Here is a 19365-nt window from a genome sequence, read left to right as displayed (position 1 = left end):
TCAGCCCTCGGGGTCGATGAGGTCGAGCGGGCTGGTCTCGAGCGCCTGCGCGAGCAGGAAGATCGTGTCGAGCCGCGCGTTCCCGGGCCCGGGCTGACCGGTCTCGGGGTCCTTGGAGTTGTTGCGGTTCTTCTCGATGTTCTGGATCTGATTGCGCGAGATCCCGGTCCGCTCCGCGAGTTGCTCCTGCGTCATCCCGAGCGCGGTACGCCGGTCGTAGACACGCTTTCCCAGCAGTTCGGCGGCGCGGTAGTACGCAGGGGGTGGTTGACGGCCGGACACCCTCTACACAATGGCGCAGAAATGGCCTAGTGTCCGCCCAACGAATTAGGTTTCTGCCTAGCCCATTGGGCGGGGCGGAGCCCTCCACGAGCGCGCCCGCGGACGCCGTCTTCGGGCTCTGTCGGCCGGATGGAAGGGGTCAGACGCTGAGCTGCGTCGCCTGCAGCTGTGCTATCCGCTCGGCCGAACCGTCGAAGGACAGCCCGGTCGTCGCCGATCGGCCGCAGAGGAACAGGAGGATCTCCGACACCGGCCCGGTCACGGTCACCGGGGCGTCGCCTCGGCGCAGCACGGCCCGCCGCTGTCCCGCCACCACGACGAGAGGTACGCCGGCGCGGCGCGCCTGAAGCCGGCCGACCGTCGACACGGCCAGCCACAGATGGCGCTCGTCGCCCTCGGACAGCGTCCGGGCCGTCCACGTCGGCTGGGCCCGGCGTACATCCTCGTGATGGACGAACATCTCCATGCCGTTCAGCGCGGGGTCCACCACGGCCAGCGGCAACGGCACCGCCCGCAGCTGCGTCACCAGGGAGTCCAGGTCCCGCTCGCCCAGCTCCGAGGAGGCGCGCGCCGAGGCGCTGGCGAGCGGCGGGACCACCTGGACGAGCTGCGACCACGGCCTGCGCTCCCGCACGAGGAGGTGGACGACCAGGTCCTTCACGGACCAGCCACCGCACAGGGTCGGCTCGGCGCCGCCCAGCGAGAGTGCGAGGTCGCACAGCTCGGCACGCTCCCGGGCGGCGAGCGAGTGCACGAACGGGCGGGGGATCAACGAGGTGAGCACGACCTCGACAGTAACCGCCGGTGTCTGGGGATCCCTGCCCGCGGCATCGGCGGGCACCGCCACTAGACTCGCCCCTTGTGAGTGGCGACGGACCGAACAGGCGCGCCACCACCCTCGACGGCTTCAAGGTGCTCTGGGTCGCGATGAAGCGCGAGCCGTGGGTCTTCACCGCATCCACCATCGGCAGCGCCCTGTTCGGGATCCTCACCGTCGCGGACGCGTGGGTGCTCGGCTGGTCGACCGACCACGTGCTGCTGCCCGCGTTCGCCGGCGAGGACGTGGCCGACGGACTGATGTGGGCGGTGCTCGGGCTCTTCGTCGGCGTGGCGATCCTGCGCGCGGTGGGCATCGTCGCCAGGCGCCTCGGCGCGGGCGTCATGCAGTACCGCATGCAGGCGCACACCCGCCGCGCCGTCACGCGGCAGTACCTGAAGCTCCCGATGGAGTGGCACCAGCGCCATCCGACCGGCGAGCTCCTCAGCAACGCCAACTCCGACGTCGAGGCCGCGTGGGGCCCGATCGCGCCACTGCCGATGGCGGTCGGCACCGTCGTGATGATGGCGATCGCGATCGTCCAGATGCTCGCGGCCGACGTCGTGCTCGCACTCGTCGGCCTGCTCGTCTTCCCGGCGGTCGTGATCGCGAACCTCGTCTACCAGCGGTTCAGCTCACCGCTGATGACCCGCGCCCAGCAGCTGCGCGCCGAGCTCAGCGAGGTCGCCCACGAGTCCTTCGACGGGGCGCTGGTCGTCAAGACCCTCGGCCGTGAGCAGGAGGAGACCGCGCGGTTCGCCCGGAAGGCGGCCGAGCTGCGCGACGTCAACATCCGGGCCGGCCGGATCCGCGCCGGGTTCGACCCGGTGCTGGCCGCGCTGCCGAACCTCGGCGTCCTCGTCGTCCTGCTCGTCGGCGTCGCCCGGGTCAACAGCGGCGCCACCGCCCCGGGTGACGTCGTCACGGTCTCCTACCTCCTGACCATCGTCTCGTTCCCGATCCGGTCGATCGGGTGGCTCCTCGGTGAGTTCCCGCGCAGCGTCGTCGGCTGGCGTCGGATCAGGGCGGTCCTGGAGGCCTCCGGCTCGCTCGCGTACGGCGACCGGCAGCTCGCCCCCAGCACCGCGGGAGCCAGCCTCGTCGTCGAGGGCCTGGCCTTCGCCTACGACCCCGCCCAGCCGCTGCTGCGCGACGTGACGTTCGAGGCCGCGCCGGGCAGGACCGTCGCGGTCGTCGGCGCGACGGCCGCCGGCAAGAGCACGCTCACCACGCTGCTGAGCCGCCTCGTCGACCCCGACGCCGGGCGGGTCACGATCGACGGCACCGATCTGCGCGAGCTCGCCGCCGGTGAGTTCGCAGCGGCTGCAGCCGTCGTCCCGCAGACGGCCTTCCTCTTCGACGACACGGTCCGCGACAACGTCACGCTCGGGGCCGAGATCCCCGACGAGGACGTCTGGGCGGCGTTGCGCACGGCCCAGGCCGACGGCTTCGTCGCCGCCCTCCCGAACGGTCTCGACACCCGCCTCGGCGAGCGGGGCACGAGCCTGTCCGGCGGCCAGCGGCAGCGCATCTCGCTGGCCCGTGCACTGGTGCGACGGCCGCGGCTGCTGATCCTCGACGACGCCACCTCCGCGGTCGACCCGGAGGTGGAGCAGCGCATCCTCGCCGGGCTGCGGGAGCACCACGACAGCACGCTCGTCGTGGTCGCCTATCGCAAGGCGACCATCGGCCTCGCCGACGAGGTCGTGCACCTCGTCGACGGACGCATCGCCGACCGGGGCACCCACGCGGAGCTCCTCGAGCGCAGCGCCGACTACGCCGAGCTCGTCAACGCCTACGAGGCCGAGGGCGCCGAGGCGGCGCACGGAGTGGCCCAGGAGGTGATGGAGTGAGCATGAGCACCGGCGCCGAGCTCGGCGCCATGGACACCCTGCGTCGAGGCATCCGGCACTCACCCGAGCTCACGGTCGGGATCCGCGTGACGCTGGTCCTCGCCGTGCTGGCGAGCGCCGGGCAGGTCGTGGTGCCGATCGCCGTGCAGCAGACCCTCGACAAGGGCATCGGCGCGCCCGGCGGGCCGGACCTCCGGTTCACCCTCGCAGCCGTGTCGATCAGCGCCGTGGCGATCGTGCTGACGGGCCTGTCGTCGTTCCTGATGACGAGCAGGCTCTTCACCGCCTCCGAGCGTGGTCTCGCGACGCTGCGCACCAAGGCGTTCCGGCACGTGCACGACCTGCCGATGCTCACCCAGAACACCGAGCGCCGCGGCGCCCTGGTCAGCCGGGTGACCAGCGACGTCGACCAGGTCAGCCAGTTCCTCGTCTTCGGCGGACTGCTGTTCGTCGTCAGCATCGGACAGATGCTGGTGGCGACGGTCGTGATGGCCTTCTACTCCTGGCAGCTCACGATCGTGGTCTGGGTCTGCTTCGCGCCCCTGTTCCTGAGCATCAGGTGGTTCCAGCGCAGGCTCAGCCACGCGTACACCGTCGTACGGCAGACCGTGGGCGCGCTGCTCTCGGCGGTCTCCGAGCCCGTGGTCGGCGCGCCGGTGGTCAAGGCGTACGCCGTCGAGGCCCGCACCCAGCAGCGCATCGACGCCGCGGTCGAGGCCAACATGGCGGCCCAGACCCGCGCCCAGCAGTTCACCGTCTTCTCGTTCTCCCTCGGTGGCATCTCGGCCGGCTTCGCCAACGCGGGCGTGCTGCTGGTCGGCGTCTGGCTCGGCACGCGGACGGGCTCGGACATGACGGCCGGCACGGTCCTCGCCTTCGCGTTCCTCGTCACACTCTTCGTCGGTCCCGTGCAGATGGGCACGCAGATCCTCACCGACGGCCAGAACGCCATCGCGAGCTGGCGCCGTGTGATCGGCGTCCTCGAGACGCCGGCCGACCTCGTCGACCCGGGAGCATCCGGGGCCGCGTTGCCGCGCGGACCCATCGACGTGCGCTTCCAGCACGTCTCGTTCGCCTACCCGGGCGGTCGGCCGGTGCTCCACGACGTGGACCTCTCCATCGCGGCGGGCCGTCGCGTAGCCGTGGTGGGGGAGACCGGCAGCGGCAAGTCGACGATCGCCAAGCTGCTCACCCGGCTGATGGACCCGACCGAGGGCGCGGTCCTGCTCGACGGCACGGACCTGCGCCGGATCCGCCAGGACAGCCTGCGCAGCAGTGTCGTGCTCGTGCCCCAGGAGGGCTTCCTGTTCGACGACACGATCGCGGCCAACGCCCGCTACGGACGGCTCGACGCCAGCGACGACGACATCCGGCGCGCTGCTGACGAGCTCGGCCTCGGCGACTGGCTGGCCGGCCTGCCGGGCGGCCTGGCCACCCGCGCGGGCCAGCGTGGGGAGTCGCTCAGCGCCGGTGAGCGCCAGCTCGTCGCGCTGCTGCGCGCCCAGCTCGCCGACCCGGACCTGCTCGTGCTCGACGAGGCCACCAGCGCCGTCGACCCGGCGCTGGAGATGCGGATCGGCCGCGCACTCGAGCGACTGATGGCGGGCCGCACCAGCGTCACGATCGCGCACCGGCTCACGACCGCGGAGGCGGCCGACGAGGTCGTCGTGGTCGACGCTGGTCGGATCGTCCAGCGCGGACCTCACGCGGAGCTCGCCGCGCAGGCGGGATCCGTCTACGAGCGCCTGCATCACTCGTGGGTGGCCCAGCAGGGGATAATCGAGCGGTGAGCACCTCCCCGACGTCCGCGCTCGACCCCGCCATCGCCGAGCGCCTCAAGCGCACCGCCGACGGCCTCGTCCCGGCGGTGGTGCAGCAGCACGACACCGGTGAGGTGCTGATGCTCGGCTGGATGGACGACGAAGCGCTGGCGCGCACGCTCGCGACGGGCCGGGCGACGTACTGGTCGCGCGGCCGTCAGGAGTACTGGATCAAGGGCGAGACCTCCGGCCACCGCCAGTGGGTCACTGAGGTCCGGCTCGACTGCGACGGCGACACGCTGCTCGTCAAGGTCGACCAGGAGGGCCCCGCCTGCCACACGGGCGACCGGACCTGCTTCGACGCCGACCTGCTCTCATGAGGTCGCTCTGGCCGACAGTCCTGGTCGGCGTCGCCGGCGCCGGCCTCGCGGCGTACGCCGGCGCGCAGGACTGGGTCCGCATCCACGCCGGCGGCGACCCCATCACGGCCGTCGGGGTCAGCCTGGACAGTCCCGCCACGACAGCGCTCGCCCTCGTGGCGCTCGCTGCCTGGGGCGTCCTGCTCGTGACCCGCGGCTGGTTCCGTCGTGCCGTCGCCGTGCTCGCCGCGTTCGCGTCGATCGCGCCGGTCCCGAGCATCTGGGGCACCCGCGACCACCTGCTCCACTCCCACGCCGACTCGGTCGGCACGGCGTGGCCGTGGGTCGCGGTCGTGGGGTGCGTCGTCTCCTGTGCCGCCGCGGTGGTCGCGGTCATCAGGGCGCCCGAATGGCCCGAGATGGGCCGCAGGTACGACGCCCCGGCCGGCGCCGTCGCCCCGGCGGTCCCGCTCGAGGAGCAGTCCAGCCTCGACGTCTGGAAGGCGTTGGACGAGGGACACGACCCGACCGCCCGACACTCGCCGGAGCGACCTGAATAGACTGCATCCGCACCACCCGCCGTACTTCTCGAAGGAGCCTGCATGTCCGACAGCCACGGAAACACCCCGGCCGCCTGGAGCGCCGTCGTCGTGGCGCTGCTGGGCTTCGTCGTCGGCAGCGTCGGCCTCATGCTCGACCCGGTCAACTACACGATCTTCTGGGTCGGTGCCGCGCTCGTCGTGATCGCCGGGGTCCTCTTCGGCGTCCTCGCCAAGCTGGGCTACCACGGCGGTCACTAGCCCCATGACGGCGCTGCTCGCTCCCGACCAGCCACTGACACGGTGGGAGCGACTGCGTGCGCCGTTGCTGACCGTCGGCGGGCTCGCCGCCACGACGGTCGCGCTGCACTTCCGCGACCCGCACCAGCGGGGGAGCTGGGGTGTCTGCCCGCTCTCGCTGCTCGGGATCTACTGCCCCGGCTGCGGGGGCCTGCGCGCGGTCAACGACCTCACCAACGGCGATGTGCGCGCCGCGGCGTCGAGCAACCTGCTCGTGACGGTCGGCATCCCGATCGCGGTCCTCGCCCTCGCGCTCTGGGTCCTCCGGGCCTGGCGCGGCACCCCGCCACGAACGCTGCCGACCGGGGTCGATCGTGCGCTGTGGTGGGGCGCCGCCGTGGTCGCCATGGCGTTCTTCGTGCTGCGGAACACGCCTCAAGGGGCGTGGCTCGCGCCCTGACTCGCGCCGCGGTCAGCCCGCGGTGCCGCTGCTGGTCGACGTGCTGATCGAGCCGACCGCGAAGAGGGCGAAGAGCCCGATGAGGAACACGACCGAGACGGCCAGCAGCACGGTCGCGATGATGCCGCACACCCGCCCTGCCTGAACCGTCCCGCGACCGCCGATCGTGCCGTTCGAGGCGTCGATCTCGCGCAGCGCGGTGTTGCCGATGACCCAGGCCGGGATCCCGAGGATGCCGCAGAAGGCCAGCGCGAGGATGCCGAGCACGAGGACCGTGGTGGCCCGCGGGTGGTTCGGCGGCGGGCCGTATCCGTACGGCGCGCCCTGCCCCGGCTGCGGCGGCGGAGTTCCGTAGCTCATCGGTCAGCGGTTGGCCGCGATGATGATCTGCACGATGATGCCCAGCACGGACAGCGCCGTGCCGACGATGCCGCAGATGTAGCCGCCCTGGACGAGGCCGCGTCCGCCGACGGTGCCGCCGGAGCCGTCGATCTCGGCGAGTGCCTTGCGGCCCATGATGATCGCCGGGATGCCGGTGAACAGCCCGCAGCACGGGATGCTCAGGATGCCGAGCACCAGGATCAGCACCGCGCGCTTGTGGTTGGCAGGCGGGGCGCCGTACATCGGTGCGCCGTAGCCGGGCGGCGGCGGGGGCGGCGGTGTTCCGTAGCTCATGGGTCCCTTTCGTCTGGCACGGCGCTTCGGCCGTGAGTGAGCGAGACCCTATCCGTCTCAGCGCGCCCCATGCGGCGCAAAACGGCTACCCGTCGCATGAAACACTCGGAGGCGGCAGCGAAGTCGTGGGAAGGAAGACCGTGACCCAGGTAGAGGGCGTGCTCGGCGAGATCGTGGCCGGCGTTCGCATCGACCTCGAGGAGCGCCGGGCCGGCACGAGCGAGGCGGACCTGCGCGCGGCGCTGGCCGACGTCGACCCGCCCCGCGACCCGATGCCGCACTTCCGCGGTGCGGGCAGCAGCGTGATCGCCGAGGTGAAGCGCAGGAGCCCCAGCAAGGGCGCCCTCGCCGACATCCCCGATCCCGCGCTCCTCGCGGGCGCCTACGAGCGGGGCGGCGCGGCCGCGATCAGCGTGCTGACGGAGCAGCGCCGGTTCGGCGGGAGCCTCGCCGACCTGCGCGCGGTGCGCGCAGCGGTCGACATCCCGATCCTGCGCAAGGACTTCATCGTCGAGCCCTACCAGCTGCTGGAGGCACGCGCGGCAGGTGCCGACCTGGCCCTGCTCATCGTGGCGGCCCTCGCCGACGACGACCTGCGCCGACTTCACGACGTCGCCCGTGAGCTCGGCCTCACCGTCCTCGTCGAGGTCCACGACGAGGCGGAGACCGAGCGGGCGGTCGCGCTCGGCGCCGAGCTGATCGGGGTCAACGCGCGCAACCTCAAGACGCTCGCGGTCGACGAGGACACCTTCGGTCGTCTCGCGCCGCTCGTGCCCGACACCTGCGTCAAGGTCGCCGAGTCGGGCATCTTCGGCCCCGGCGACGTGAAGCGCTTCGTCACCGAGGGTGCCCGCGTGGTGCTGGTCGGCGAGGCCCTCGTGAAGGACGGCGACCCCGAGGCCGCCGTCCGCAGCATGACGGGAGTGATCCGATGACCACCCATCTCAACGAGCACACGGCGTACGACGCCGACGCGCGCGGCTGGTTCGGCGGCCCCGTCGAGGGCTTCGGCGGGAAGTTCATGCCGGAGGCGCTCATGAAGGCGCTCGACGAGCTCGACCTGGCCTGGCAGCAGGCCAAGGCCGACCCGGAGTTCGTCACGGAGTTCGACGACATCCTGCGCGACTACGCCAACCTGCCGAGCCCGCTGTACGAGGCGAAGCGGCTCTCCGACAAGGTCGGCCGCCGCATCCTGCTCAAGCGTGAGGACCTCAACCATACCGGGGCCCACAAGATCCGCAACGTGCTGGGTCAGGCGCTGCTCACCCGGCGGATGGGCAAGACCCGCGTGATCGCCGAGACCGGGGCCGGTCAGCACGGTGTCGCGAGCGCGACCGCGGCCGCCTACTTCGGCCTCGACTGCACCGTCTACATGGGCAAGGTCGACACCGAGCGCCAGGCGCTCAACGTGGCGCGCATGCGGCTGCTCGGCGCCGAGGTGATCCCCGTCGACTCCGGCAGCGCGACGCTCAAGGACGCCATCAACGAGGCGCTGCGCGACTGGGTCGCGAGCGTCGACACCACCGCCTACCTCTTCGGCACGGCCGCCGGACCGCACCCGTTCCCGACGCTGGTGCGCGACCTGACCCGCGGCATCGGCGACGAGGCCCGGGCCCAGTGCCTCGAGCAGTTCGGCGGGCTCCCGGACGCGATCGCCGCCTGCGTCGGCGGCGGCTCGAACGCGATCGGGCTCTACACCGCGTTCCTCGGCGACGCCGACGTGCGCATCTACGGCTTCGAGGCCGGTGGCGACGGCTTCAACACCGGCCGGCACGCCGCCACGATCACGGCGGGCGACACCGGCGTGCTGCACGGTGCTCGCACCTACCTGCTGCAGGACGCGGACGGCCAGACGATCGAGTCCCACTCGATCTCCGCCGGACTGGACTACCCCGGGGTCGGGCCCCAGCACTCGTGGCTGGCGAAGACGGGGCGGGCGACATACCAGCCCGTGACCGACGCCGAGGCGATGGAGGCGTTCGCTCTGCTCGCCCGCACCGAGGGCATCATCCCGGCGATCGAGTCCGCCCATGCGGTCGCCGGCGCCCTGCGGGTGGCGCCGGAGCTGCCGGAGGGAGCGACCATCCTGATCAACCTGAGCGGGCGCGGCGACAAGGACATGGGCACGGCGATGGAGTGGTTCGGCCTCGGCGACGCGGCCGGAAGCAGCAAGGACAGCATCTGATGACGACGCGAACCGCGTTCGACAAGGCGAAGGCCGACGGCCGCGCCGCCCTGGTCGGCTACCTGCCCGCAGGCTTCCCCGACGTCGACGGCGGCATCGAGGCGCTTCGTGCGATGGTCGCCGCCGGCTGCGACGTCATCGAGATCGGTCTGCCCTACAGCGACCCCGTGATGGACGGGCCGACCATCCAGGCCGCCGCTCAGCAGGCACTCGACAGGGGTGTCCGGACGAGCGACGTCCTGCGCACCGTCGAGGCGGTCGCGGCCACCGGCGTGCCGACCGTCGTGATGACGTACTGGAACCCGGTCGAGAAGTACGGCGTGGACCGCTTCGCGCGCGACCTCGCCAGCGCGGGCGGGGCGGGCCTGATCACCCCCGACATCACGCCCGACTACGCCGACGCCTGGATCGGCGCGGCCGACGCCCACGACCTCGACAAGATCTTCCTGGTCGCCCCGTCGAGCACCGACGAGCGGATCGCGATGACCACGGCCGCCTGCCGGGGCTTCGTCTACGCCACGGCCGTCATGGGCGTCACCGGAGCGCGCACGACGACCTCCGACCTCGCCGCGCCGCTCGTCGCGCGCACCAAGTCGACGACGGACCTCCCGGTCGGCGTCGGGCTCGGCGTCTCCAACGGGGACCAGGCCGCCGCCGTCGCCGCGTACGCCGACGGGGTGATCGTCGGCAGCGCGTTCGTGCGCGCCCTGCTGGACCACGCGGGCGACCGGTCGGCCGCCCTCGGCGCACTGACGACCCTCACCGAGGACCTGGCCGCGGGTGTGAGGCGTGCGTAAGGGGCTCGTGGCGATGCTCGCCGCGGGTCTTGTCGCGCTGACCGCCTGTGGGGGCGGAGGGATCGTCACGTTCTCCGGCGTGACCCACGACCCCTACCAGGTCCCGGCGACGCCGCTGACGAACACCGACGGGTCGCCGTACTCGCTCACCACGAACACCACGAAGCCGCTCACGCTGGTCTTCTTCGGCTACACGCACTGCCCCGACATCTGCCCGATGGTGATGTCGAACCTCGCCAGCGCCATGACCCGCCTCGACGACGCGGACCGCAGATCAGTCGACGTCGTGTTCATCACGACCGACCCCGCGCGCGACACCGAGGCGGTCCTGCGCGGCTACCTCGACCACTACGACCCCGGGTTCATCGGGCTCACGGGCGACCTGCAGACGATCGTCGACGTCGCGAAGCCGCTCGCGGTCTACGTGTCCGACGGCACCAAGCTGCCCAGCGGCGGCTACGACCTCAACACCCACAGCACCCAGGTCACCGCGATCGGGAGCGACGACACCAGCACGGTGCTGTGGACGATGGACACCTCCTCGGCCCAGTTCGCCGCCGACATCCAGGCGATCCTCCACGGGAAGGCCCCGAAGGAATCATGACGCTGCCCGCGACCACCCTGCTGAGCATCCCCAGCCCCGCCGACGGCGTGTGGCACCTCGGCCCCGTGCCGATCCGCGGCTACGCGTTGTGCATCGTCCTCGGCATTGTCGTCGCCGTCTGGCTGAGCGAGCGCCGCTGGGCCGCCCGCGGCGGCAAGCCGGGGGAGATGCAGGACGTCGCGCTCTGGGCTGTGCCCTTCGGCATCGTCGGCGCACGGCTCTACCACGTGGCCACCGACCACGACCTCTACTTCGGCGCCGGTCGCAGCGCGTGGAACATGCTCTACATCTGGCACGGCGGGCTCGGGATCTGGGGCGGCATCGCGGGCGGTGCGCTCGGCGCGGTCCTCTGCGCCCGTCGCAAGGGGATCCTCCTGCGCCCCCTGGTCGATGTCATCGGGCCGACGTGCCTGGTCGCCCAGGCGATCGGCCGTTGGGGCAACTGGTTCAACCAGGAGCTCTACGGACGACCGACCGACCTGCCCTGGGGCCTGGAGATCGATCCGGCGCACCGGGTGCCCGGCTACGAGCACTACACGACCTTCCACCCGACGTACCTCTACGAGTGCGTCTGGAACCTGGCCGGTTTCTTCCTGATCATCTGGCTCGAGCGCCGCTACCGCATCGGCTACGGCCGGGTGATGGCGCTCTACGTCATGGTCTACACGGCCGGCCGGTTCTGGATCGAGCAGCTGCGCATCGACACCGTCGAGCTGCACGACGTGCTCGGCCTGCGCTTCAACGTGTGGATGTCGGTCATCGTCTTCGCGGCCGCGGCGGTCTACTTCGTGTGGAGCCTGAGGACCCATCCCGGGCGCGAGGAGCGGGTGTACGTCGAGCCGAAGGATGAGACGGCCGCTCCAGCATCTGAGATCGAGTGATGAGAACCGCCGTGCGACGTCGCGTCACACGGTGGTAACGTTCGCGTATCGCGTGGGCCAACGCCGTCCCTTGCACGATCCTTTCTTTGCCGAACCCGCATGGCACGCGCCCCAGCCCGGAGACCCGGTCTGATGCCTGCCCGTGCACTAATTCGACGGGAGTGCACCGGTGCCCTACTCGCACTCGTTCCCCCCGCCCCAGGGCCTCTACGACCCGCGTTTCGAGCGTGACGCTTGCGGCGTGGCCTTCGTGGCGACCCTGACCGGCGTCCCCAGCCACGAGATCGTCCGACAGGGCATCACTGCCCTCGAGAACCTCGACCACCGCGGAGCCGCGGGCGCCGAGGTCAACTCCGGTGACGGTGCTGGCATCCTCCTGCAGGTCCCCGACGCGTTCCTTCGCGCGGTCGCCGCCGAGAGCGGGGTCGGCGAGCTGCCGCCGGTCGGTGCGTACGCCGTCGGCACGGCCTTCCTCCCGGGCGAGGCCGGTCAGGTGGCCAAGGACAAGCTCCGGATCGAGGAGATCGCGGCGGAGGAGGGGCTCGACGTCCTCGGCTGGCGCACCGTGCCGATCGACCCGGCCACCCTGGGCCCGACCGCTCGCGCCGTCATGCCGGCGTTCGAGCAGGTCTTCCTGGCGGGCGCGGGCAAGCGCGTGACGGGTATGGCGCTGGAGCGGCTCGCCTTCGTGCTGCGCAAGCGCGCCGAGCACGAGACCGACGTCTACTTCCCGTCGCTGTCGGCGCGCACGCTCGTCTACAAGGGCATGCTGACGACCGCCCAGCTGGCCGACGTCTTCCCCGACCTGCGCGACGAGCGGATGGCCTCCGCCATCGCGGTGGTCCACTCGCGGTTCTCCACCAACACGTTCCCGAGCTGGCCGCTGAGCCACCCGTTCCGATTCATCGCCCACAACGGCGAGATCAACACGGTCATGGGCAACCGCAACTGGATGCGGGCCCGTGAGGCGCTGCTCACCTCCGAGCTGATCCCCGGCGACCTCGAGCGGATCTTCCCGATCTGCACCCCCGGCGCGTCCGACTCGGCCAGCTTCGACGAGGTCCTGGAGCTGCTCCACATGGGTGGGCGAAGCCTGCCCCACGCCGTGCTGATGATGATCCCGGAGGCCTGGGAGAACCACGGCGAGATGGACGCCAAGCGCCGCGCCTTCTACGAGTTCCACTCCACCCTGATGGAGCCGTGGGACGGCCCGGCGAACGTCGTCTTCACCGACGGCACGCAGGTCGGCGCGGTCCTCGACCGCAACGGCCTGCGCCCGGGGCGCTACTGGGTGACCGACGACGGCCTGGTCATCTACGCCTCGGAGGCCGGCGTACTCCATGGCATCGACCCGGCCACGGTGGTCCGCAAGGGCCGCATGCAGCCGGGCCGCATGTTCCTCGTCGACACCGAGGAGCACCGGATCATCGAGGACGACGAGGTCAAGTCCGAGCTCGCCGCCGAGAGCCCGTACGACGAGTGGCTGCACGCCGGACTGATCCGGCTCGAGGACGTCCCCGACCGCGAGCACATCGTCCACACGCACGCGTCGGTCACCCGCCGGCAGCAGATCTTCGGCTACACCGAGGAGGAGCTGCGCGTCCTCCTCACGCCGATGGCGAACACCGGCGCCGAGCCGATCGGCTCGATGGGCACCGACTCGCCCATCGCGGCCCTGAGCGCGAAGCCGCGGCTGCTGTTCGAGTACTTCGCCCAGCTCTTCGCCCAGGTCACGAACCCGCCGCTGGACGCGATCCGCGAGGAGCTCGTCACGAGCCTCGCGGGCACGATCGGCCCGGAGACGAACCTGCTGAAGCCGAGCCCCGCGTCCTGCCGTCAGGTCGTGCTGCCGTTCCCGGTCATCTCCAACGACGACCTCGCCAAGATCCGCCAGATCAACCGCGACGGCGACATGCCCGGGTTCATCACCCACGTCTCCCGCGGTCTGTACGACGTCCACGGCGGTGGCGCTGCGATGGCGGCCCGTCTCGACGAGATCTGCGCCGAGGTGTCTGAGGCGATCGCCGGCGGGGCCCGCATCATCGTGCTCAGCGACCGTCACTCGACGGCCGAGGAGGCGCCGATCCCGTCGCTGCTACTCACCGGCGCGATCCACCACCACCTGGTCCGGGAGAAGACACGGACCCAGGTCGGCCTGCTGGTCGAGGCGGGCGACGTCCGCGAGGTCCACCACGTCGCCCTGCTCGTCGGCTACGGCGCGACGGCGGTCAACCCCTACCTCGCCATGGAGTCCGTCGAGGACCTCGCCCGCGAGGGCCACTTCGTCAAGGTCGACCCCGAGGTCGCGGTCACGCACCTCATCAAGGCGCTCGGCAAGGGCGTCCTGAAGGTCATGTCCAAGATGGGCGTCTCGACGGTCGCGTCCTACATGGGCGCTCAGATCTTCGAGGCGGTCGGCCTCTCGCAGACGGTGGTCGACAAGTACTTCACGGGCACCACGTCGAAGCTCGGCGGTATCGACCTCGACGTGATCGCCGAGGAGGTGGCGAAGCGGCACGCGACGGCGTACCCGCGTGACGGGGTGGCGCCTTCCCACCGCGAGTTGTCGATCGGCGGCGAGTACCAGTGGCGCCGTGAGGGCGAGCCGCACCTGTTCGACCCCGAGACGGTCTTCCGGCTGCAGCACGCGACCCGCGCGGGCCGTTACGACATCTTCAAGCAGTACACCCAGCGCGTGGACGAGCAGTCCGAGCGGCTGATGACGCTGCGCGGCCTGTTCCGCTTCAAGGACGGCGAGGAGACCGGCCGCCGGCCGATCCCGATCGACGAGGTCGAGCCGGTCGAGACGATCGTCAAGCGGTTCTCGACCGGTGCGATGTCCTACGGCTCGATCTCGAAGGAGGCGCACGAGACGCTCGCCATCGCGATGAACATGCTCGGCGCCAAGTCCAACACGGGCGAGGGCGGCGAGGACCCCGAGCGGCTCTACGACCCGACCCGGCGCAGCGCGATCAAGCAGGTCGCGTCGGGCCGGTTCGGCGTCACCAGCGAGTACCTCACGCACGCCGACGACATCCAGATCAAGATGGCGCAGGGCGCCAAGCCGGGAGAGGGTGGCCAGCTCCCGGGCCACAAGGTCTACCCGTGGGTGGCCAAGACCCGGCACTCGACGCCCGGCGTCGGCCTGATCAGCCCGCCGCCGCACCACGACATCTACTCGATCGAGGACCTGGCGCAGCTGATCCACGACCTCAAGAACGCCAACCCGAGCGCCCGCGTCCACGTGAAGCTGGTCGCCGAGGTCGGCGTCGGCACCGTCGCTGCGGGCGTGTCGAAGGCGCACGCGGACGTGGTGCTGATCTCCGGCCACGACGGCGGCACCGGCGCCTCGCCGCTGACGTCGCTCAAGCACGCCGGCGGTCCGTGGGAGCTCGGCCTCGCCGAGGCGCAGCAGACCCTGCTCCTCAACGGCCTGCGCGACCGGATCGTGGTGCAGGCGGACGGGCAGCTCAAGACCGGGCGCGACGTCGTCATCGCCGCGCTGCTCGGCGCGGAGGAGTACGGCTTCGCGACCGCTCCGCTGGTCGTGTCCGGCTGCATCCTCATGCGGGTGTGCCACCTCGACACCTGTCCCGTGGGCGTCGCGACGCAGAACCCGGTGCTGCGCGAGCGGTTCACCGGCCAGGCCGAGCACGTCGTGAACTTCTTCCGCTACCTCGCCGAGGAGGTCCGCGAGCACCTCGCCGCGCTCGGGTTCCGCTCGCTCGACGAGGCGATCGGCCAGGTCGACGTGCTCGACGCCCGCGAGGCGATCGACCACTGGAAGGCCTCCGGGCTGGACCTGTCGCCGATCTTCCACAAGGTCGAGAGCCCCGCGCAGTTCGCCGGTCAGGACCTGCGCCGCACCCGGGCGCAGGACCACGCGCTCGAGAAGTCGCTCGACCTCACCACGCTCCTGCCGCTGGTGCGGCCGGCGATCGAGGCCGGGGAGCCGGTGCGCGCCCAGGTCGAGATCAAGAACGTGAACCGCACCGTGGGCACGATCATCGGCCACGAGGTCACCAAGAAGTACGGCGGCGCGGGCCTGCCCGACGGCACGATCGACCTGACCTTCACCGGCTCTGCAGGTCAGTCGTTCGGAGCCTTCCTGCCGACTGGCATCACGCTGCGGCTCGAGGGCGACGCCAACGACTACGTCGGCAAGGGTCTGTCGGGCGGCCGGATCGTCGTACGTCCCGACCGGGCGGCGACCTTCCGCGCCAACGAGCACATCATCGCCGGTAACACGATCGGCTACGGCGCGACATCGGGGGAGATGTTCTTCCGCGGCGGTGTGGGGGAGCGGTGCTGCGTGCGCAACTCCGGCGCGACCATCGTCACCGAGGGCGTCGGCGACCACGGCTGCGAGTACATGACCGGCGGCCGCGTGGTCGTCCTGGGCAAGACGGGTCGCAACTTCGCGGCCGGGATGTCCGGCGGCTACGCCTTCGTGCTCGACCTGCAGCGGCAGCGGGTCAACCCCGAGCTCGTGGAGCTCGGGGCCGTGTCGAAGAAGTACGCCGACGAGCTCAAGACCCTCGTGGTCAAGCACCTCGAGGAGACCGGATCGGACGTCGCCGCCGAGCTGCTCGACGACTGGGAGGCCGCACTGGCGCGGTTCACCCTGGTCATGCCCAGCGACTACAAGCGGGTCCTCGAGGCCCAGGAGGAGGCCCTCGAGGAGGGCCTCGACGAGGACGAGGCCGCTGCGCGGATCATGGAGGTGCTGCATGGCTGACCCGAAGGGCTTCCTCAAGGCCGGTCGCCAGGTCGCGACCAGGCGCCCGATCGAGGAGCGGGTCAACGACTGGGACGAGGTCTACCCGGACGGCATCGGCCGGGCCCTGCTCCCGATCATCAACACCCAGGCCGGCCGCTGCATGGACTGCGGCATCCCGTTCTGCCACCAGGGCTGCCCGCTGGGCAACATCATCCCGGAGTGGAACGACCTGGTCTGGCGCGACGACTGGGAGGGCGCGATCGAGCGCCTGCACGCGACGAACAACTTCCCGGAGTTCACCGGCCGCCTCTGCCCGGCACCGTGCGAGACGGCATGCGTGCTGGGCATCAACCAGGACCCGGTGACCATCAAGAACGTCGAGGTCTCGATCATCGACAGGGCCTGGGAGTCGGGCTTCGTGCGACCCCAGCCACCGGAGTGGCTCTCGGGCAGGACCATCGCGGTGATCGGCTCGGGCCCGGCCGGCCTGGCCGCCGCCCAGCAGCTCACCCGCGCCGGCCACACGGTCGCCGTCTACGAGCGCGCGGACGCGATGGGTGGCCTCCTGCGCTACGGCATCCCCGAGTTCAAGATGGAGAAGAAGCACCTCGACCGGCGTCTCGACCAGATGCGCCGCGAGGGCACGGTCTTCCGGGCCGGGGTGAACGTCGGCGTCGACATCACCGGTGACCAGCTGCGCGACAGGTACGACGCCGTCGTGCTCGCGATGGGGTCCACCGAGGCGCGCGACCTGCCGGCGCCCGGACGCGAGCTCCGGGGCATCCACCAGGCCATGGAGTTCCTGCCCCAGGCCAACCGGGCGTCGCTTGGTCAGGCCGTCGAGGGCCAGATCAGCGCAGCCGGGAAGCATGTCGTCATCATCGGCGGCGGTGACACCGGCGCGGACTGCCTCGGCACGTCGATCCGGCAGGGGGCGGCGTCGATCACCCAGCTCGAGATCCTGCCCGAGCCCTCGGTCGAGCGTCCCGCGGGACAGCCCTGGCCGACGTACCCGATGGTCTTCCGGGTCAGCTCCGCCCACGAGGAGGGTGGTGACCGCATCTACGCCGTCTCGACCAAGGAGTTCCTGGGCGACGCCGAGGGCAACGTGCGTGCGTTGAAGCTCGTCGACGTCGAGTTCGTCGAGGGCAGGCTGGTCGAGAAGGAGGGGACCGAGCGGGAGATCATGGCCGACCTCGTCCTCTTCGCCATGGGCTTCGTCGGTCCGGAGAAGCCGGGCCTCGTCGAGCAGCTCGGCGTCGACCTCGACCCGCGCGGCAACGTCGCACGGGACGGCTCCTACGCGAGCTCGGTGCCAGGTGTCTTCGTGGCCGGCGACGCTGGCCGCGGGCAGTCGCTCATCGTGTGGGCGATCGCCGAGGGCCGGGCGGCCGCGGCCGCCGTCGACGCCTACCTCACGGGGTCGACGACCCTGCCGACGCCGATCAAGCCGACCGATCGACCCCTCGCGGTCTGAGCGCTGGCAGACGCTGCCCGAACGCCCGTCCGGCCTGCTGTCGCAGGCCCGGCGGGCGTTCGGCCCTTGTTACCGGCGGGTTGGCCACCCTCAACTCTTTGGAACGATCAAGAGTCGCTACGCTGGGCCCGTGAGGCGAGCGAAGATCGTGTGCACGTTGGGTCCTGCTGTCGGGACGGAGCGCCGCATCAAGGAGCTGGTGTACGCCGGGATGGACATCGCCCGGCTCAACATGAGCCACGGCGCTCACGAGGATCATGCCGAGCGCTACCGCCAGGTTCGTGAGGCGTCCGACGCCAGCGGCAAGAGCGTCGGCATCCTCGCCGACCTGCAGGGGCCCAAGATCCGGCTCGAGACGTTCAAGCCGACGTCGGACGGCTCGAAGTGGCTGCTGCGCCGAGGACAGGCGTGGACGATCACCGTGCGCGACGTCGAGGGCGACGACACGATCTGCGGGACGACGTACAAGGGGCTGCCCGGCGACGTCTCCGTCGGCGACACCCTGCTCATCGACGACGGCAAGATCCGGCTGCGCGTCACGGGCGTCGTGGACGGCACCGACGTGCTGACCGAGGTGCTCGTCGGCGGCCCGGTCAGCAACAACAAGGGCATCAACCTGCCCGGCGTCGCCGTGTCCGTGCCGGCGCTGTCGGAGAAGGACATCGACGACCTCCGCTTCGCGCTGCGGCTCGGTGTCGACTACATCGCGCTGTCGTTCGTGCGCAACGCCCAGGACGCCGAGGACGTCCGCAAGATCATGCGCGAGGTCGGCATCAGCCTGCCGATCATCGCCAAGATCGAGAAGCCCCAGGCGATCGACAACCTCGACGAGATCATCGAGGCGTTCGACGCGTTCATGGTCGCCCGTGGCGACCTCGGCGTGGAGTGCCCGCTCGAGGAGGTGCCGTTCCTCCAGAAGAAGATCATCGAGCGGGCGCGCCTCAACGCGAAGCCGGTCATCGTCGCCACGCAGATGCTCGAGTCGATGATCACCAACCCGCAGCCGACCCGCGCGGAGGCCTCCGACGTCGCCAACGCGGTCCTCGACGGAGCCGACGCGGTGATGCTCTCCGCCGAGACGAGCGTGGGGGACTACCCGATCCACACCGTCGAGACGATGGCCCGCATCATCGAGGCCACCGAGGACCACGCGTTCGAGCAGGGCACGCTCGCGCCGCTGCCGTGGGACCCGCACACCCGGTCCGGCGTGATCGCCAAGGCCGCCCAGGAGGTGGCCGAGCGGGTCGGGGCGAAGTACCTCGTCGCATTCACCACCTCCGGCGACTCCGCGCGCCGGCTCTCGCGCCTGCGCGGCTCGATCCCCCTGCTCGCGTTCACGCCGCATGCGGTCGTCCGTTCGCAGCTCGCGCTGAGCTGGGGCGTCGAGACCTTCAAGGTCGACGAGGTCGAGCACACGGACCAGATGGTCCGCCAGGTCGACGAGGCCCTGCTGCAGCTCGGCCGGGTCTCGGAGGGCGATCTCGTCGTCATCATCGCCGGGAGCCCGCCGGGCATCCCCGGCTCGACCAACGCGCTGCGCATCCACCGCATGGGGGATGCCATCAACGAGGTCGCCCCCGCCTACCGCCGCCTCTGAGCGCGGATAGCGCACGCCTCGCGGCGTTGCCGGCGCTCGCCGGCCCGCTCCGCTCCAAGGCCGCCTTCGCGCCGCCGCCTTGCGAGGCATGCACTCTCCGCGCTCAGCGCGAGACAGCG

18 protein-coding genes are annotated in these 19365 nt (G+C 71.1%); 14 read left to right on the top strand and 4 right to left on the bottom strand.

The genetic code is table 11. The features are described 5' to 3' along the window. Both ABD205_RS10640 and ABD205_RS10635 read right to left on the bottom strand, forming a co-directional pair. On the bottom strand, positions 1–282 hold the full coding sequence (locus ABD205_RS10640; RefSeq protein ID WP_344044783.1) for a helix-turn-helix domain-containing protein: 282 nt from the start codon (positions 280–282) through the stop codon (positions 1–3). A 139-nt stretch (positions 283–421) separates the two neighbouring features. Next, the gene (locus ABD205_RS10635) at positions 422–1066 is read right to left on the bottom strand and encodes a TIGR03085 family metal-binding protein (protein ID WP_344044782.1); all 645 of its coding nucleotides are present in this window, start codon (positions 1064–1066) and stop codon (positions 422–424) included. 77 nt (positions 1067–1143) lie between these two features. On the opposite strand from ABD205_RS10635, the gene ABD205_RS10630 reads away from it, so the two are divergent. From ABD205_RS10630 to ABD205_RS10605, 6 genes are read left to right on the top strand one after another with little or no spacing between them, the layout of a single operon-like run. Further along, positions 1144–2952, top strand: coding sequence for an ABC transporter ATP-binding protein (locus ABD205_RS10630; RefSeq protein ID WP_344044781.1), 1809 nt, complete (start codon positions 1144–1146; stop codon positions 2950–2952). Positions 2953–2954: 2 nt separating this feature from the next. After that, positions 2955–4742 (top strand): ABC transporter ATP-binding protein, encoded by a 1788-nt coding sequence (locus tag ABD205_RS10625; RefSeq protein ID WP_344044780.1) that lies wholly within the window; start codon positions 2955–2957, stop codon positions 4740–4742. Then, positions 4739–5092 carry a phosphoribosyl-AMP cyclohydrolase gene (hisI, locus tag ABD205_RS10620; RefSeq protein ID WP_344044779.1) on the top strand — a complete coding sequence of 118 codons (354 nt, stop codon included), beginning with the start codon at positions 4739–4741 and terminating at the stop codon, positions 5090–5092. Before ABD205_RS10625 ends, hisI begins: the two co-directional genes overlap by 4 nt. Continuing rightward, positions 5089–5631 (top strand): Trp biosynthesis-associated membrane protein, encoded by a 543-nt coding sequence (locus ABD205_RS10615; protein WP_344044778.1) that lies wholly within the window; start codon positions 5089–5091, stop codon positions 5629–5631. The genes hisI and ABD205_RS10615 overlap by 4 nt, the downstream gene beginning before the upstream one ends. Positions 5632–5673: 42 nt before the next feature. After that, positions 5674–5871, top strand: coding sequence for an HGxxPAAW family protein (locus tag ABD205_RS10610; protein WP_344044777.1), 198 nt, complete (start codon positions 5674–5676; stop codon positions 5869–5871). A gap of 4 nt (positions 5872–5875) precedes the next feature. Further along, positions 5876–6310: a DUF2752 domain-containing protein gene (locus ABD205_RS10605; protein ID WP_344044776.1), complete on the top strand. Its 435-nt coding sequence runs from the start codon at positions 5876–5878 to the stop codon at positions 6308–6310. Between the two features lie 12 nt (positions 6311–6322). On the opposite strand, the gene ABD205_RS10600 is transcribed toward ABD205_RS10605, so the two are convergent. Next, complete coding sequence (locus tag ABD205_RS10600) at positions 6323–6670, bottom strand: DUF4190 domain-containing protein (RefSeq protein WP_344044775.1); 348 nt, start codon at positions 6668–6670, stop codon at positions 6323–6325. Between the two features lie 3 nt (positions 6671–6673). Beyond that, entirely contained in the window at positions 6674–6985 is a 312-nt protein-coding gene (locus ABD205_RS10595; protein ID WP_344044774.1) for a DUF4190 domain-containing protein, read from the bottom strand. Positions 6986–7125: 140 nt separating this feature from the next. On the opposite strand from ABD205_RS10595, the gene trpC reads away from it, so the two are divergent. From trpC to pyk, 8 genes are all read left to right on the top strand, one after another. Further along, on the top strand, positions 7126–7920 hold the full coding sequence (gene trpC / locus ABD205_RS10590) for an indole-3-glycerol phosphate synthase TrpC (protein ID WP_344044773.1): 795 nt from the start codon (positions 7126–7128) through the stop codon (positions 7918–7920). Next, on the top strand, positions 7917–9170 hold the full coding sequence (trpB, locus tag ABD205_RS10585; protein WP_344044772.1) for a tryptophan synthase subunit beta: 1254 nt from the start codon (positions 7917–7919) through the stop codon (positions 9168–9170). Before trpC ends, trpB begins: the two co-directional genes overlap by 4 nt. After that, positions 9170–9967, top strand: coding sequence for a tryptophan synthase subunit alpha (gene trpA, locus ABD205_RS10580; protein WP_344044771.1), 798 nt, complete (start codon positions 9170–9172; stop codon positions 9965–9967). Before trpB ends, trpA begins: the two co-directional genes overlap by 1 nt. Next, complete coding sequence (locus tag ABD205_RS10575; RefSeq protein ID WP_344044770.1) at positions 9960–10571, top strand: SCO family protein; 612 nt, start codon at positions 9960–9962, stop codon at positions 10569–10571. The genes trpA and ABD205_RS10575 overlap by 8 nt, the downstream gene beginning before the upstream one ends. Next, positions 10568–11452, top strand: coding sequence for a prolipoprotein diacylglyceryl transferase (lgt, locus tag ABD205_RS10570; RefSeq protein ID WP_344044769.1), 885 nt, complete (start codon positions 10568–10570; stop codon positions 11450–11452). The genes ABD205_RS10575 and lgt overlap by 4 nt, the downstream gene beginning before the upstream one ends. A gap of 169 nt (positions 11453–11621) precedes the next feature. Then, the gene (gene gltB / locus ABD205_RS10565) at positions 11622–16190 is read left to right on the top strand and encodes a glutamate synthase large subunit (protein WP_344044768.1); all 4569 of its coding nucleotides are present in this window, start codon (positions 11622–11624) and stop codon (positions 16188–16190) included. Continuing rightward, positions 16183–17649, top strand: coding sequence for a glutamate synthase subunit beta (locus ABD205_RS10560; RefSeq protein WP_344044767.1), 1467 nt, complete (start codon positions 16183–16185; stop codon positions 17647–17649). The genes gltB and ABD205_RS10560 overlap by 8 nt, the downstream gene beginning before the upstream one ends. Before the next feature lie 130 nt (positions 17650–17779). Further along, complete coding sequence (gene pyk, locus ABD205_RS10555) at positions 17780–19246, top strand: pyruvate kinase (protein WP_344044766.1); 1467 nt, start codon at positions 17780–17782, stop codon at positions 19244–19246. Positions 19247–19365: the final 119 nt, after the last annotated feature.

Origin of the sequence: Nocardioides panacihumi, assembly GCF_039530925.1 — a bacterium.
GTDB classification, from domain to species: Bacteria; Actinomycetota; Actinomycetes; order Propionibacteriales; family Nocardioidaceae; genus Nocardioides; species Nocardioides panacihumi.
The sequence above is the reverse complement of the archived record's forward strand: the minus strand, read 5'-3'. Positions and strand labels throughout refer to the sequence as shown.

Bases quoted from the DNA above. Each gene is read 5' to 3' on its own strand.
- ABD205_RS10625 (WP_344044780.1), top strand. From the start codon at position 2,955: ATGAGCACCGGCGCCGAGCTCGGCGCCATGGACACCCTGCGTCGAGGC.
- ABD205_RS10615 (WP_344044778.1), top strand. From the start codon at position 5,089: ATGAGGTCGCTCTGGCCGACAGTCCTGGTCGGCGTCGCCGGCGCCGGC.
- ABD205_RS10610 (WP_344044777.1), top strand. From the start codon at position 5,674: ATGTCCGACAGCCACGGAAACACCCCGGCCGCCTGGAGCGCCGTCGTC.
- ABD205_RS10605 (WP_344044776.1), top strand. From the start codon at position 5,876: ATGACGGCGCTGCTCGCTCCCGACCAGCCACTGACACGGTGGGAGCGA.
- ABD205_RS10600 (WP_344044775.1), bottom strand. From the start codon at position 6,670: ATGAGCTACGGAACTCCGCCGCCGCAGCCGGGGCAGGGCGCGCCGTAC.
- ABD205_RS10595 (WP_344044774.1), bottom strand. From the start codon at position 6,985: ATGAGCTACGGAACACCGCCGCCCCCGCCGCCGCCCGGCTACGGCGCA.
- trpB (WP_344044772.1), top strand. From the start codon at position 7,917: ATGACCACCCATCTCAACGAGCACACGGCGTACGACGCCGACGCGCGC.
- trpA (WP_344044771.1), top strand. From the start codon at position 9,170: ATGACGACGCGAACCGCGTTCGACAAGGCGAAGGCCGACGGCCGCGCC.
- lgt (WP_344044769.1), top strand. From the start codon at position 10,568: ATGACGCTGCCCGCGACCACCCTGCTGAGCATCCCCAGCCCCGCCGAC.
- ABD205_RS10560 (WP_344044767.1), top strand. From the start codon at position 16,183: ATGGCTGACCCGAAGGGCTTCCTCAAGGCCGGTCGCCAGGTCGCGACC.